This window comes from Ensifer sp. 1H6, from assembly GCF_001976035.1.
In the GTDB taxonomy this organism is placed as follows: Bacteria; Pseudomonadota; Alphaproteobacteria; order Rhizobiales; family Rhizobiaceae; genus Ensifer; species Ensifer canadensis.
Genome location: NZ_MOAI01000007.1, coordinates 42,140 through 55,320 on the forward strand (window position 1 = coordinate 42,140; position 13,181 = coordinate 55,320).

Genomic DNA, 13,181 nt, shown 5'->3' on the forward strand with positions numbered 1-13,181 from the left:
TCGTTTGTTCCCGGCGCAACGACGGTTGGAACGACAGGACGAGCATGGTAGGAAGCCGACCATGAGCAAAGACACCTCCTCCCACTCTCCCATTCATGTCATCGGCGGCGGCCTTGCCGGCTCCGAAGCGGCCTGGCAGATCGCCGAGGCCGGCGTTCCGGTCGTGCTGCACGAGATGCGCGGCGTCCGCGGCACCGATGCACATAAGACGGACGGCCTTGCCGAACTCGTCTGTTCCAACTCGTTCCGCTCCGATGATGCGACCAGCAATGCCGTCGGCGTACTCCACGCCGAAATGCGCCTTGCAGGCTCGCTGATCATGAAGGCGGCCGATGCCAACCAGGTTCCGGCCGGCGGCGCGCTTGCCGTCGACCGCGACGGCTTCTCCGACGCCGTCACCGCGGCGATCGACGGCCATCCGCTGATCACCGTGGTACGCGAAGAAATCCGCGGCCTGCCGCCGAAGGAATGGGACCTTGCAGTAATTGCAACCGGTCCGCTGACAGCGCCTGATCTCGCCGAATCGATCCGCCAGGAAACGGGCGCTGATGCGCTTGCCTTCTTCGACGCCATCGCGCCGATCGTCTATACCGAGACGATCGACATGGACATCTGCTGGTACCAATCACGCTATGACAAGGTCGGCCCCGGCGGTACGGGCAAGGACTATATCAACTGCCCGATGAACGAAGAGCAGTACAACGCCTTCATCGACGCACTCGTGGCCGGCGACAAGACCGGCTTCAAGGAGTGGGAAGGCACGCCTTACTTCGATGGCTGCCTGCCGATCGAGGTGATGGCGGAGCGCGGACGCGAGACGCTTCGCTACGGACCGATGAAACCGATGGGGCTCACCAACGCCCACAATCCGACGGTCAAGGCCTATGCCGTCGTCCAGCTTCGTCAGGACAATGCGCTCGGCACGCTCTACAACATGGTCGGTTTCCAGACGAAGCTGAAGTATGGCGCGCAGGCGGAAGTCTTCCGGATGATCCCCGGTCTCGAGAACGCCGAGTTCGCGCGCCTCGGCGGCCTGCACCGCAACACCTATATCAACTCGCCGACCCTGCTCGACGGCACACTAACTCTCAAGTCGCGGCCAGGCCTGCGCTTTGCCGGTCAGATCACTGGCTGCGAGGGTTATGTCGAGAGCGCAAGCATCGGCTTGCTGGCCGGCAGGTTCGCCGCGGCGGAACGCAAGGGTGAAACTTTGGCTGCACCGCCGGCAACGACGGCCTTCGGCGCGCTGCTCAACCACATCACCGGCGGTCACATCGTTTCCGACGACGAGCCGGGCAAACGTTCGTTCCAGCCAATGAACGTCAACTTCGGCCTGTTCCCGCCGCTGGAACCCGGCGCCATCATCAAGCCCGAAGGCGCCAAGCGCTTCCGCGGCAAGGAAAAGGCCGCAGCGAAGAAACAGGCCACGGCCGCCCGAGCGCTCGGCGACTGCGCCGCCTGGCTGAACGGATGCGCCTGAGAGCCAAACATTTCCTCGCAAACCGGATCCACTCCGGTTTGCGAGGGCTTTCCTTTTACAGAACTAAACTGATGTCATGAATGCCCGCAGCGTTTGCTAGCGGAGCGCCGGCTATTCGCTCGCCTGCGCCGAAGACGGCACATTTGCCTCGTCTGCCGTAAACTCGGACTTCGGGCTGAAACTGCCCAACAGCCACAACGATACCTCGGCCGCCTCGGCAGCGTTGTGAAATTCGAACGCGTTGTCGAGATAGGCGAAATCAGGGAAATGGACAATCAGACCGCGGCCGCTGTCCGAACTGTTGACCCGGACTTTTCCCGGCTGAATGACGTGGCAGACATAATGCGTGCCGTGCGACTGGATGAAACCAGCCTTGCCGTCATGCAGCCGCAGAAAAATTGCCTTGCGGTCCGCCGTCGAATGAAGTGCACGGATCGCTTCGTCCGGAAAGGCGCGCCCGAACTCGACCATTGCCGAGCCAGCATCCGGATCGTCCCAATCCCGCTCGGCCCGTGCGTTCATCCACATGTAGAAGGCGCCGGCGAGAATGGCGATGATGATGAAAAGCAGCCAGAGCATCAGACAGGCCCCCTAAGTCGGTAATGAGTCGATAGGGTGTGTTTATACGATGCGAGCCTTGCGCCAATTTGACCAGCCTCGTGCCGTGGCTAGCTGGCCTACAACATGCCGCGCAGGTCTCGGCACCAAAGCGCGCCGCCATCTTTCGCTAACGTTTGACTTCGCTTCAAGCTCTGGTTTTTGTGCAGGTCGTTATAGCAAAGCCATTGAACACATTTGCGCGGCCGGCTTCAAAACCGCTTGCGCCTGCTCGCCCACCACATCCACCACTGCCGCCGCCATTGCGCCGGCCTTATCGGATTGCGCAGCAACTCTGCGCCGACAGCATCCGCGCGATTGAAGATCGGCTCGGCGAGGGCCAGGGGAACGAAGGCGGCGAAATTGTCGGGTGAGATCGTGTCGAGCCGGGCGCGCGCCTTGGCCAGATGATCGCGGCCGAAACCGGCGAAGGCCCGGATCGCCCGCCCGATTGCTTGCCCGTCTTCTCCGGCGAGCAGCGCTTCGCGGTCAAGCCCGGTTGCTCGCAGAAGCTCGGCCGGCAGATAGACCTGGCCGCGGCGGGAATGTTGCGGCAGGAGCAGAAGCAGGCCTGCGACGGTCTGCGCGACGCCGGCATGACCGGCTGCCTCCGCAGACCTTGCGGCGTTCTGCGGATCGAGGACGAGCGACGACAGCTGAATGAGCGCCGAGGCGGTCTCGCCGGCGTAACCTTCGAACGCCGCCCTGTCCTCCATCGGATCATCGTAGAGGTCGAAGATCCGTGCATCGATCATGTTCTGAAATACAGCGATCGGAAGCCGATGCTTACGAATGCACGCGAGCAACGCCCGCGCGAGCGGATGCCCCTCGCCCGTCGCCGCTTCGTTCTCCAACAGCTCCCGCCACCATTGCATTCGGATTTCACCGGGGATGGGCTCGTGCACGAGTTCGCGAATGCGGGCGAGCTCGGCGTTGAAGGCATAGAGCGGAGCGAGTGACGGCTGGCTGGCCACCGGCGCCAGCAGACAGGCGAGGTAACGGTCGCGATCCGTGTCCCTGAGGTCGGTCAGGATCTGGGCATCAATGTCTTGCACGCAAGTCTTCCCCTGGCCGCGATCAGACGGCAATCAGCGCGACGGCGACCGCACGCGCTTCGGCCAGCATCACGTTGTAGGTTCTGACAGCTGCTCCCGTGCTCATCGGATCGGACGAGATGTTCAATGCACGCAGGGCCGTTTTCAGCTCGGCCGGCAGTTGCCGGATATCGAGGCCGGTGCCGACCAACAGCACCTCGATGTCACTCGCTTCGTCCAGCACGCGCTGGAACTTCTCGACCAACAACGGATCGCCTTCAACAACGTCCCACGCATAGACGCCCGATGGCAGCATCAGCACGGAGCCGCGGTGCGACATATCGGCAAAGCGGAAGCCGCCATTGCCATAGGCATCGATCGGGGCGCGCCCCGGAAAATGCGCTTCGCGGATCTCGATACCCTTGGGCATTTCAGACTGAACCCTTTGCCGTTTGCGCCGCTCCGGCGCCCGGGCCGGAGGAATTCTCCCCGCCCTGGAAATGGTCCGTCCGCTTGCGGAAGAGAATGAGGATCGGACCAGCGATATAGATCGAAGAGATCGTGCCGACGATGACGCCAAACAAGAGGGTAACGCTGAAAGAGCGGATAAGACCGCCACCGAAGAGGTAGAGCGCCGCCAGCGCCAGCACCGTCGTCAGCGCCGTCAGGATCGTGCGCGACAGCGTCTGGTTGATCGAGGCGTCGATCAACACCGACAGCGGCATCTTCTTGTAGCGGCCGAGGTTCTCCCGGATACGATCATAGATGACGACCGTATCGTTCAGGGAGTAACCGACGATGGTCAGAACGGCGGCGATGCTGCCGAGATTGAACTCGATGCCGGTTATCACCAGGAAGCCGATCGTCAGCAGCACGTCGTGCAGGGTTGCGATGATGGCGCCGAGCGCGAAACGCCATTCGAAGCGCAGCCACACGTAAAGCAGGATCGCAGCAAAGGAGACCGCAAGCCCAATAGTGCCGGCGCGCGTCAATTCGCCCGAGACAACCGGACCGACGACTTCGACGCGCTTGAACGCATATTCGTCGCTGAGCTCTGCCCGGATGACGCCGATCGCGGTCTGCTCGGCGTTGTCGCCGGCTTCCTGTGACGGCACGCGCACCAGGACATCGTTACCAGAACCCAGATGCTGTACCTGAACTTCGCCGAGGTTCAACTCATCGAGCCGCACGCGCAGATCGGCGATATCGACATTGCCGGCCTTGCTTTCGAGTTCGATGATCGAGCCACCCTTGAAGTCGACCCCCAGATTGAGACCGAGACTTGCGAGCAGCAGTACGGAAGCAACCGACAAGGCGGCCATGACGATGAAGACCGGGTTGCGGATCGCCATGAAGCGGATGTCGAGATCGCTGAAGCGTCCCGTACGAATACCCTTCGGCAGATGCTGCGCCTTCCAGCCGCGCAGCCAGGCCTTGGCGATCCTGCGGGTGATCGTGTAGGCGGTAAACAAGGTCGTGAAGCTGCCGATCGCAAGCGTGACGGCGAAGCCGCGCACGGGACCAGACCCAAGGTAGAAAAGGATCGCACCGGCAATCAGCATCGTTAGATTGGCATCGAAAAGGCTGCTGAACGCGCGCGCAAAGCCCTTGTTGACCGATTGGACCAGCGGTTGACCACCGCGCGCTTCCTCGCGGATGCGCTCATAGATCAAAACGTTGGAATCGACAGCCACGCCGATGGTCAGAATGATTGCGGCAATACCCGGCAATGTCAGCGTCGCACCGGTGAGTGAAAGTGCGGCGATGATCAAAATGAGATTCACGGCCAGAGCCGCGACGGCGAAGATGCCGAAGACGCCGTAGAAGAAAATCATCGAAACAGCGACTGCAACGGCAGCGATGAAGCCGGCCTTGAGGCCGTCACCGATCGCGTCATCGCCCACGCCCGGCCCGACGGTCCGCTCCTCGACGACAGTCAACGTCGCCGGTAGTGGCCCGGTTCTGACGAGGGCTGCGAGATCGGTGGCACCCTCCTCCGGCAGATCGGCGGTAATGATTGCCGTATCGCCCTTGACGGCAGCCGCAAGTGTCGGCGCAGCGACGACCTGGTCGTCGAGAATGATCGCGACTTTCTGGTCGGCGCCCTTTGCCTGAAGTGCGGCAACACGGCCGGTTGCCGCCGGTGTCAGCTTGATCGCGACCGACGCCTCGGCACTTGTCGCGTCGATATCCGGCTGCGCGGCGGTGAAGTCTTCGCCCGACAGCAGCCGGGTCTTCTCGACGAGATAGGGTATCGGCGGATCGTCGAAGGAATAAAGAACTTCGCTGCCGGCCGGCGGCTGCGCTTCAACAGCCTGCTCAACGGGCACGGCGACATTCAGCATCTGGAAGGAAACGCGGGCGCGCTGGCTAAGCAGGTCCTTCAGGCGCTGCGGATCCGCCAGACCCGGCACCTGGACGATAAGCCGATCATCACCCCGGCGCTGGATCAGGGGGTCTGCCACCCCGACTTCGGCAATCCGGCGCCGAACGACGTCCATGGTCTGTGCCAGAGCCTGCGACATCCTGTAGTCGATGCCTTCGTCGCTCAGGCGAAGGCGGATCAAGTCGTCTGCCTCGGCGCTGTCGAAGGCAAGTTCGGTAACTTCGTCGCTGACCAGACCACCAGTTTCCACCGGTGCCATGAGCGGAGCAAGCGCCGCACGCGCTGTCGGCAACTTGGCTCGGTCACGAACCCGCAGCGAGATCAACTGACCTTCGCCCGACAGGCCGAAATAGGCAATGTCGGCATCGCGCAGCGCTTTGCCGACATCATTTGTCACCGCTTCAAGCCGCTCGGCGAGAATGTCCTCGCGCGAGGCCTGCAGCATGAAATGCGAGCCACCCTGGAGGTCGAGCCCCAACGCCACCTGACGGTGCGGAAGCCACGAAGGCAGCGCATCCGCCTGTTCCTTCGTCAGGAAGTTCGGCATCGCGAGCGCGACACCCAAAAGCACTGCCAGCCAAACAAGAGCGCTCTTCAACGGCTTCAGATTGGACATGCCTCAAACGCTCCGTTTCCCGGACACATCCGGTTGTGGCTGGACTTCGATTATTCCTTTACGGGTTCGCCCTTGACGCGAACTTCCGATACGCCGCTGCGAACGACGCGAATCTTGATGCCTTCGGCAATTTCGACTTCCAGCTCGCTATCGTCGACCACCTTCGTCACCTTGCCGACGATGCCGCCGCCGGTCACGACCTGGTCACCGCGACGGATGTTCTTCAGCAGCTCGTCGCGGCGCTTCATCTGTGCACGCTGCGGGCGAATGATGAGGAAATACATAACAACAAAGATCAGCAGGAAGGGCAGAATGGACATAAGGATGTCCGCGCCGCCGGTCGACGGGGCGCCGGCTGTCTGCGCAAAAGCTTCGGTAATGAACATCGATCACTCCTTGAGTTCAAAATATGCGGCGGTTCCTCCGCGCCAAATCGGCCGGAATATAAGGGCGCGCAGCCGCAATGCAAAGCGACGGCACCCGTATCCGTTCCAGTGCCTCTGACATAATTTGGGCAAGAGGAGAACCCCCTCTCCCACCCAGTGCGGCCTTTTCCAGCGCAAACCTGCGTGCTACCCGGTTAAACCGAAGCCAAGTGACTGATTCAGCAAGCGGAGATGGACCGATGAGTGAAACAAAGATCGACGTTCTCATCAAGGAAATGCAGAAGCTTTCCGCGGCGATCGAACGCATCGCCGGCCCCGCTGCCGCTGCCAACGATTGGGACGCGGCAGAGTGCTTCGTCTGGGCGCCGGCAAGCCACCACTTGCAGCCGGTCAAAAGACCGAACCGGATCGAACTGTCGCTGATCACCGGCGTCGACCACGTGCGTGATATCCTGGTCGACAACACGTTGCGCTTTACCGAAGGTTATCCGGCAAACAACGTGCTTCTGTGGGGCGCGCGCGGCATGGGGAAATCCTCGCTGGTCAAATCGGTTCACGCACAGGTCGCACGCGATACGGGCATCGCCGTGAAGCTGGTGGAGGTTCACCGCGAGGATATCGCGACGCTACCGGCGCTGATGGAAATCCTGAAATCCGCGCCGGTGCCGGTGATCGTTTTCTGCGACGACCTTTCCTTCGACCATGACGACACGTCCTACAAGTCGCTCAAAGCCGTGCTCGACGGTGGCGTCGAGGGGCGTCCGACCAACGTATTGCTCTACGCCACGTCCAACCGGCGTCATCTTCTGCCGCGGCACATGATGGAAAACGAGCAATCGACCGCCATCAACCCATCGGAAGCAGTCGAAGAGAAAGTATCATTGTCGGATCGCTTCGGACTGTGGCTCGGCTTCCACAAATGCAGCCAGGAAGATTATCTGGCGATGATCGACGGCTATGCGGCTCACTACGGCCTTGCGGTGGACAAGGATATTCTGCACGCCGATGCGCTGGAATGGTCGACGACGCGGGGAGCAAGGTCCGGCCGCGTCGCCTGGCAGTTCATTCAGGATCTGGCCGGTCGCCTGCGCCACCGGCTGGAAGGCTAAGCCGCCTATTCCAGGAACGTGGCCGGGTTCACGGCGCTGGCGTTCTTGCGCACTTCGAAGTGGACTTGCGGCTGGCTTGCGCGGCCGGTCATACCGGATGCCGCGAGCGTCTGGCCGCGCTGCACCTTCTGGCCGCGCTGGACTTTCAGTTCGGAAGCATTGCCGTAGACGGTGACCGTGCCGTCGTCGTGACGGATGAGAACGGCGTTGCCCAGTTCCTTCAGGCTGCTGCCGGAGTAGATGACCACACCATTTTCAGCTGCCTTGATCGGCGTGCCCTCGGGCACGGAGATGTTGATGCCGTCGTTGCGGTTGCCATCGACATTGGCGCCGTAGCCGGCAACGACCGCGCCGCGTACCGGCCAGCGATACTTGCTGATACCCGTCGACTTCGGCGATTCCTCGTCAACGTCAGGGGTCTTGCTGGCGACTTCGGACACGCTCTGCTTGGCAACGGGAGGCTGGTACTCGGCGGGCTTGCTCTTGTCGAGCGCGGCGACCTGACCTTCGGCTTTCTTGGGCGGAACCGATGCCGTCTTCACCTGGTCGGTCGCTGCGCCCGGCACCTTCAACGTCTGGCCGACACGGATCGATTCTGCCGTCAGGCCGTTGGCCTGCTTGAGGGCGCCGACCGAAACACCCGTTGCCTTGGCGATACGATTGAGGGAATCACCCGGCTTGACGGTGTACGAGCCGTTGCCGCTGCCCTCGCCCGTCGAAGCGACCTTGCCTGCAGCAACATCCGTCTTGCCTGCACTCTTATCGCGGGACTGCGACTGACCGGGCAGGATTGCGACATCGCGCTGATCGGTCGGCAAGGGCGATGGCTGGCGCTTGCTGCCATCCAGATCGGTCATCGTGTTGGACGCGGCAGCCTTCGCGGCACTGCTCGCAACACCGAAGGTCGGGATCACCAGGCGCTGACCGGGCTCGACCTGTCCAGCGGTCTTCAATCCGTTGGCCTTCAGGATTTCCTTTTCAGGAACACCGAAACGCTTGGAGAGAATGGACACACTGTCGCCCTGGCGAACCATGATCGAGGGAGCATTCTGCGTCGTCCAGCCGCTCTTGCTCGCAGTATCGTTGACGGCAGCGGGCAATGCCTGACGCGTGGCCGTGGAGACCTGCTCGACCTGGCGTGCGGCTGGGAACGGTTGCGGATCAATACGCTGGCTGGAGGCCGCCGTCGGATCGGCGAGGGTCGAACGCTGCACGCTCATCGGCGTCGAGGCGGCGCGGGCGCTGGAGACCGGCGTCGACGCCGTATTGACCGGATCGTAGCCACCGTTCGCCGCGGGATAAGGCTGCCCGAGAGCCGAGTTGCGCGTATCGGCCGGAGAGACAACAGCCATCTGGCCGCTGTCGACATCGCCGCGCGGCACCGGCGTGGTATTTCTCTGAATTGAGCTGGTCGTCAGCGTGTCCGATCGCGAAAACAAGCCGTCGAAACGGCTGGCGTCGGAGCTGCACCCTGTGGCAACGCCTGCCAGCAAAACTGCTGCACACAGGCGGATCGTGGACTTTCCAACCTTGGGAGATACAAACTGACGCATGACGCTTACCCACTCCGAACGCAACTCGATGTGGGATGATTAAAGCGTATTAGAGTTACCGCACGGTTAAGGGCGACACCACCAAAGACCTAGTTTGACAGAATGCTAACCATAGACCGGTGCAAAGGCTCGCCTTAGCGGCGCTGCAAACTTAGATCAGTTCGGAATAGAGGCGTTCGATCTCGGAGACGGCACGCCGCTCGGTTGGCTCGCCCTCATAGCTAATGCTTGTCAGATCCCAGGCAAAAATCTGGCGTCCAGCCGGCGCTGCGGGAGCTTCCGACTGCGCAGTCTTGTCTTCCTCGAGAAGCACGCTCACCAGCGTCTGGAACGTCGTCTCTCCATCAAGGCCGCTTGCCTGATCGTATTCGAGCGAGCGTAGCCCGGCGACAGCCGCCTCACGCGTCCCGAAATAGCGCAGGCTATGCTGGTCCTCGGACCGCAGGCCATCATAGTACTCGATGAAGCCCTTGTAGTAGCCACTGTGATCACCGGTCTCCAGGAACTTTCCGAACGCCTGGTATTCCCGCAAGGCCAATTGCGGCGACAGGCGGTTGTTCCACTCGTCGCGCGTCAGGGCCGGTTGGCCGTCGGAGGATCTTCTGTTCTGACTGAGATAAAGCAGCGCATCGGCGGAAAGCGAAATCCGCGGCGTCGGATCGAAGAACGTGGCCTGCATCGCCTGAGCGGCATTTTCATCCTTACCGCCTGCGCCGGATTGCCCCGCCGCACGGCCGGCAAGGTTGCCCAGTCCATCGCCTGATGCCGCGGCCGTCAGCCTGTTCGCAATCTGCATGTGCCGTCTCCGTCAACCGCACGACCAGATCGCCTTTCCGAACCGCATAGAAATTCAGCGACTCGCAAGGCCAAACCTTTCGTGCAGCCGAAGGCGTATGGCGCGAAGCTTGCGCGAAACTGGAGAGATTAGGATTTTGTTAACCAATAGACGGTCGTCGGGGCGATCCGCCCGCCCTCATCACGTGGCCACGACGAGGATCTCTGCGTCGCACTTTTAAAAGAGCCGCCATGCCTACTGCATGTTTTCTTAAATCGCATTCGATTTAAGGATAAAAACATGCAGCAATTCAAAGTGCTACAGCGACCTTTGCGCGTCTAATAAGACGCGCGGCGCTGTAGTGTCCTGAGACGTCACGATCCGTGAGCACGGCTCTGACGAGCCGCGCCATGCTCCAATTCCCCCACATGAATGTGCATGGTTGGGCTCCAAGCCGTAGCGGGACAGCACAGATCACGCAAGTGGGTTGCTAACCTAGAGGTAAGACGCCAGTTGCGGAACGATCGGAAGGTAAGGCGCGTCGAACAGATCCTCACGATCGAAGCGGCTGCCGGTGCGGCTGACACGAACGATGCGACAATGCGTTTCGCTCATCATGATCGGAACGACCAGCGTTCCGCCGGACACGAGATGGTCGGAGAACATGCGCGGCAGGCTGTTGAACGCAGCGGTAATCAAGATGCGATCGAACGTGCCCTCGCCCGGTACTCCGGCACTGCCATCGGCATGGCGGACGATGACATTGCGCACACCCGACTTTTCCAGGCTTTTCTGCGCAGTGGAGACGAGTGTCTGGTAGCGGTCGATTGTCAGCACGCGCTCGGCGATGCGGCCCATCACTGCAGCGGTAAAGCCGCTGCCGGTTCCCACCTCGAGGATGCGCTGCCCGGACTTGAGGTTAAGGCAGTGCAACAGCCGGACGGCGAAGTCATAGCCTTCCATGAACGAGCCGCAGTCGAGTGGGATCGTCCGCTGCGAATGAGCGTCCGCCTGGAACTGCGGCGGCGCGAAATGGCCGCGCTGCGTCTGCTCGACCGCGTTCAGCAGGCCCTGGTTGCTGATGCCTTCGGCGCGCAGCCGCAAGACCATCGCCGCAAAGCCTTCCTGTTCCGAAACACGTCCGCTCAAGCGACGGTCCCTTCGCTCAAGGCCCGTGCCAGACGGTCCTGCACTGAATAGTCGGTCAGGTCGAGCTTGAGCGGCGTCACCGAGATCCGGTTTTCACGAAGCGCGTGGATATCGGTACCGGCGCGAAAATCACCGAAGCGCTCGCCAAAACGCAGCCAGAAGTAGGGAAAGCCGCGACCGTCGGCACGCTCGTCGATGGAAAGACCGAAGTCGAGCTTGCCTTGCGAAGTCACTTCGGTGCCGGCGACGGCATCGGCGGAGCACTTCGGGAAGTTGAGGTTGAGCAACGTACCATCAGGAAGATCAACTGCCAGCAGGCTGCGGATCAACGCAGGCGCGTGACGCTCGACCACGTCCCAGGCCACCGCCTCGCCGACGACGTGGCTGTAGGCCTGGCTCAACGCCATGGAGCGGATGCCCTGCAGCGTTCCCTCGATCGCACCGGCGACGGTGCCGGAATAGGTGACGTCGTCAGCCATGTTGGCGCCGATATTGACGCCCGATAGGACGAGATCCGGCTTGCTGTCCAGCACCTTGCGCACAGCCATGATCACGCAATCAGTCGGCGTGCCCCTGAGCGCAAAACGCTTCTCGGAGATCTGACGCAAGCGCAGCGGTTCCGACAACGTCAGCGAATGGGCAAGACCGCTCTGATCGGCCTCGGGCGCCACCACCCAGACATCCTCGGAAAGCGTCTTGGCTATCCGCTCGAGGACCGCAAGGCCTTCGGCGTGGATGCCATCGTCGTTTGTCAGCAGGATCCGCATTGCGATTTCTTTCCCGTCAGGCAGCTTTTTCGATACGTTTCTGGCCGCCCATATAGGGAAGCAATACATCCGGCACCGAAACCGAGCCGTCGGCGTTCAGGTAATTTTCGATAACGGCGATCAGGGCGCGGCCGACGGCGACGCCGGAACCGTTCAGCGAGTGAACGAACCTTGTGCCCTTGTCTTCCTTGTTGCGGTAACGCGCATTCATGCGCCGCGCCTGGAAATCGCCGCAGACCGAGCAGGACGAAATCTCGCGATATGTGTCCTGTCCCGGCAACCAGACCTCGAGATCGTAGGTCTTGCGGGCGCCAAAGCCCATGTCGCCGGTGCAAAGCGTCATCACGCGGTAGTGCAGACCCAGACGCTTCAGCACTTCTTCGGCGCAGGCAGTCATGCGCTCATGCTCGGCAACGGACGTCTCGGCATCGGTGATCGACACGAGTTCGACCTTGTTGAACTGGTGCTGGCGCAGCATGCCACGCGTGTCGCGGCCCGAAGAACCGGCCTCCGAACGAAAGGACGGGGTCAACGCGGTAAAGCGCAACGGCAGCTTTTCGCCATCGAGGATCTGCTCGCGCACGATGTTGGTCAATGGCACTTCCGCCGTCGGGATCAACCAGCGATCGTCGGTTGTGCGGAACAGGTCTTCGGCAAATTTCGGCAGTTGGCCGGTGCCGTACATCGCATCGTCACGCACCAATAGCGGCGGCTGTACTTCGGTATAGCCGTGCTCTTGGGTGTGCAGGTCGAGCATGAACTGGCCGAGCGCGCGTTCGAGCCGGGCGAGCTGGCCCTTCAGGATGGTGAAGCGGGATCCGGCAATGCGCGCGGCTCCCTCAAAATCCATCAGCCCGAGCGCCTCGCCGACTTCGAAATGCTCGCGCGGCTGGTGGTTCCAGGTGGGTTTGGCACCGATAACCCGTGTCACGACATTGCCCGCCTCGTCCGAACCAACAGGGACGTCGTCGAGCGGAATATTAGGAAGACGCGACAGGGCGTCGTTCAGTTCGGCTTCGACCTGGCGGCTCTCTTCCTCGAGCGCCGGCATTGAATTCTTCAGTTCGGCAACTTCGGCCTTGAGCTTTTCGGCGAGCTCATTGTTCTTCTGTGCCATGGCCGCGCCGATATCCTTCGACGCCGCGTTGCGGCGCGACTGCATGTCCTGCAGCGACTGAAGGATTGTGCGGCGACGTTCGTCGATGGCGATCAGCGACGCAGACGATGGTTCCGCGCCCCGCTTCGCCAGGGCGGCATCCAGCACATCGGCATTCTCACGGATCCATTTGATATCAAGCATTGTCGTTCCACGCGTTTTGCAGGTCACGG

12 protein-coding genes are annotated in these 13,181 nt (G+C 61.6%); 2 read left to right on the forward strand and 10 right to left on the reverse strand.

Translation table 11 applies throughout. From position 1 onward, the window contains the following. Positions 1–61: 61 nt before the first annotated feature. A complete protein-coding gene (gene trmFO / locus BKP54_RS10265) occupies positions 62–1,480 on the forward strand; it encodes a methylenetetrahydrofolate--tRNA-(uracil(54)-C(5))-methyltransferase (FADH(2)-oxidizing) TrmFO (RefSeq protein WP_025426868.1) in 1,419 nt (472 codons plus the stop codon). Positions 1,481–1,591: 111 nt separating this feature from the next. On the opposite strand, the gene BKP54_RS10270 is transcribed toward trmFO, so the two are convergent. The 5 genes from BKP54_RS10270 to yajC all read right to left on the reverse strand — a co-directional run bounded on the left by BKP54_RS10270 (position 1,592) and on the right by yajC (position 6,499). Further along, a complete protein-coding gene (locus BKP54_RS10270; RefSeq protein WP_025426867.1) occupies positions 1,592–2,059 on the reverse strand; it encodes a hypothetical protein in 468 nt (155 codons plus the stop codon). A 230-nt stretch (positions 2,060–2,289) separates the two neighbouring features. Then, positions 2,290–3,132, reverse strand: coding sequence for a phytoene/squalene synthase family protein (locus tag BKP54_RS10275; protein WP_025426866.1), 843 nt, complete (start codon positions 3,130–3,132; stop codon positions 2,290–2,292). Between the two features lie 22 nt (positions 3,133–3,154). Then, entirely contained in the window at positions 3,155–3,541 is a 387-nt protein-coding gene (locus BKP54_RS10280) for an Mth938-like domain-containing protein (protein ID WP_025426865.1), read from the reverse strand. Between the two features lies 1 nt (position 3,542). Further along, on the reverse strand, positions 3,543–6,113 hold the full coding sequence (secDF, locus tag BKP54_RS10285) for a protein translocase subunit SecDF (RefSeq protein WP_057214180.1): 2,571 nt from the start codon (positions 6,111–6,113) through the stop codon (positions 3,543–3,545). A 50-nt stretch (positions 6,114–6,163) separates the two neighbouring features. Then, on the reverse strand, positions 6,164–6,499 hold the full coding sequence (gene yajC, locus BKP54_RS10290) for a preprotein translocase subunit YajC (protein WP_025426863.1): 336 nt from the start codon (positions 6,497–6,499) through the stop codon (positions 6,164–6,166). A gap of 239 nt (positions 6,500–6,738) precedes the next feature. On the opposite strand from yajC, the gene BKP54_RS10295 reads away from it, so the two are divergent. Next, positions 6,739–7,608 (forward strand): ATP-binding protein, encoded by an 870-nt coding sequence (locus tag BKP54_RS10295; protein ID WP_025426862.1) that lies wholly within the window; start codon positions 6,739–6,741, stop codon positions 7,606–7,608. Between the two features lie 5 nt (positions 7,609–7,613). Here BKP54_RS10295 and BKP54_RS10300 read toward each other — a convergent pair whose 3' ends face one another. The 5 genes from BKP54_RS10300 to serS all read right to left on the reverse strand — a co-directional run bounded on the left by BKP54_RS10300 (position 7,614) and on the right by serS (position 13,152). After that, complete coding sequence (locus BKP54_RS10300) at positions 7,614–9,161, reverse strand: peptidoglycan DD-metalloendopeptidase family protein (RefSeq protein ID WP_025426861.1); 1,548 nt, start codon at positions 9,159–9,161, stop codon at positions 7,614–7,616. A 151-nt stretch (positions 9,162–9,312) separates the two neighbouring features. Next, positions 9,313–9,957, reverse strand: a complete 645-nt coding sequence (locus BKP54_RS10305; RefSeq protein WP_025426860.1) for a hypothetical protein — start codon at positions 9,955–9,957, stop codon at positions 9,313–9,315. Positions 9,958–10,431: 474 nt separating this feature from the next. After that, positions 10,432–11,085 (reverse strand): protein-L-isoaspartate(D-aspartate) O-methyltransferase, encoded by a 654-nt coding sequence (locus BKP54_RS10310; protein WP_025426859.1) that lies wholly within the window; start codon positions 11,083–11,085, stop codon positions 10,432–10,434. Beyond that, the gene (surE, locus tag BKP54_RS10315; protein WP_057205034.1) at positions 11,082–11,852 is read right to left on the reverse strand and encodes a 5'/3'-nucleotidase SurE; all 771 of its coding nucleotides are present in this window, start codon (positions 11,850–11,852) and stop codon (positions 11,082–11,084) included. Before surE ends, BKP54_RS10310 begins: the two co-directional genes overlap by 4 nt. A gap of 16 nt (positions 11,853–11,868) precedes the next feature. Beyond that, positions 11,869–13,152: a serine--tRNA ligase gene (gene serS, locus BKP54_RS10320; protein WP_025426857.1), complete on the reverse strand. Its 1,284-nt coding sequence runs from the start codon at positions 13,150–13,152 to the stop codon at positions 11,869–11,871. Between the last annotated feature and the right edge of the window lie 29 nt (positions 13,153–13,181).

What these genes read in the sequence shown, in the direction of transcription:
- surE (WP_057205034.1), bottom strand. Translation starts at nt 11,852, where the DNA reads ATGCGGATCCTGCTGACAAACGACGATGGCATCCACGCCGAAGGCCTT.
- BKP54_RS10300 (WP_025426861.1), bottom strand. Translation starts at nt 9,161, where the DNA reads ATGCGTCAGTTTGTATCTCCCAAGGTTGGAAAGTCCACGATCCGCCTG.
- BKP54_RS10280 (WP_025426865.1), bottom strand. Translation starts at nt 3,541, where the DNA reads ATGCCCAAGGGTATCGAGATCCGCGAAGCGCATTTTCCGGGGCGCGCC.
- trmFO (WP_025426868.1), top strand. Translation starts at nt 62, where the DNA reads ATGAGCAAAGACACCTCCTCCCACTCTCCCATTCATGTCATCGGCGGC.
- yajC (WP_025426863.1), bottom strand. Translation starts at nt 6,499, where the DNA reads ATGTTCATTACCGAAGCTTTTGCGCAGACAGCCGGCGCCCCGTCGACC.
- serS (WP_025426857.1), bottom strand. Translation starts at nt 13,152, where the DNA reads ATGCTTGATATCAAATGGATCCGTGAGAATGCCGATGTGCTGGATGCC.
- BKP54_RS10270 (WP_025426867.1), bottom strand. Translation starts at nt 2,059, where the DNA reads ATGCTCTGGCTGCTTTTCATCATCATCGCCATTCTCGCCGGCGCCTTC.
- BKP54_RS10295 (WP_025426862.1), top strand. Translation starts at nt 6,739, where the DNA reads ATGAGTGAAACAAAGATCGACGTTCTCATCAAGGAAATGCAGAAGCTT.
- BKP54_RS10305 (WP_025426860.1), bottom strand. Translation starts at nt 9,957, where the DNA reads ATGCAGATTGCGAACAGGCTGACGGCCGCGGCATCAGGCGATGGACTG.
- secDF (WP_057214180.1), bottom strand. Translation starts at nt 6,113, where the DNA reads ATGTCCAATCTGAAGCCGTTGAAGAGCGCTCTTGTTTGGCTGGCAGTG.